At 57.5% G+C, this 994-nt stretch carries 1 protein-coding gene and 1 pseudogene (1 of these 2 cut by a window edge); both read left to right on the forward strand.

Going from position 1 to position 994, the window contains the following annotated elements:
* The coding region (locus ACIPIZ_RS29645; RefSeq protein ID WP_401169063.1) for a FoF1 ATP synthase subunit gamma at positions 1-466 on the forward strand (466 nt) is incomplete at its 5' end.
* Positions 467-493: 27 nt separating this feature from the next.
* A pseudogene (locus tag ACIPIZ_RS29650) lies at positions 494-994 on the forward strand (F0F1 ATP synthase subunit beta) (its annotated part continues 645 nt past the right edge of the window); the annotation flags it as partial.

The raw sequence follows: 994 nt of genomic DNA on the forward strand, positions 1-994 counted from the left end.
CGTCGTTGCAGCGATCACCCACCTGGGTGAAGAGCCGTCGATCAATGACTTGATCGGCAGCGTCAAGGTGATGCTGGATGCCTACCTGGACGGCCGTATTGACCGCCTGTCCGTGGTGTCCAACAAGTTCATCAACACCATGACGCAACAGCCTACCGTGGAGCAATTGATTCCACTGGTGGCCACCCCGGATCAGGATCTCAAGCACCACTGGGACTATCTCTACGAACCGGATGCCAAAGAGCTGCTTGACGGCTTGATGGTCCGCTACGTTGAGTCGCAGGTCTACCAGGCGGTGGTCGAGAACAACGCGGCTGAACAAGCTGCGCGGATGATCGCGATGAAGAACGCTACCGACAACGCCGGTGATTTGATCAGCGATTTGCAGCTTATCTACAACAAGGCGCGTCAGGCTGCGATCACCCCCGAGATCTCGGACATCGTCGGCGGCGCTGCCGCGGTTTAACGGTTCAAATATTCAGAGGATCCAGCTATGAGTAGCGGACGTATCGTTCAAATCATCGGCGCCGTTATCGACGTGGAATTTCCACGCGACAGCGTACCGAGCATCTACAACGCTTTGAAAGTCAAAAGCGATGCCGGCACCACTCTGGAAGTTCAGCAGCAGCTGGGCGACGGCGTGGTTCGTACCATTGCGATGGGTTCCACCGAGGGCTTGAAGCGCGGTCTGGAAGTTACCGACTCTGGCGCAGCCATCTCCGTACCGGTCGGTAAAGCGACCCTGGGCCGGATCATGGACGTCCTCGGTAACCCGATCGACGAAGCTGGCCCGATCGACACCGAAGAGCGTTGGGGCATTCACCGTCCAGCGCCTTCGTTCGCTGAACAGGCAGGCGGCAACGACCTGCTGGAAACCGGCATCAAGGTTATCGACCTGGTTTGCCCGTTTGCCAAAGGCGGTAAAGTCGGTCTGTTCGGTGGTGCCGGTGTAGGCAAAACCGTAAACATGATGGAACTGATCCGTAACATCGCC

Source organism: Pseudomonas sp. NPDC087690, assembly GCF_044743175.1.
Lineage (GTDB): Bacteria > Pseudomonadota > Gammaproteobacteria > Pseudomonadales > Pseudomonadaceae > Aquipseudomonas.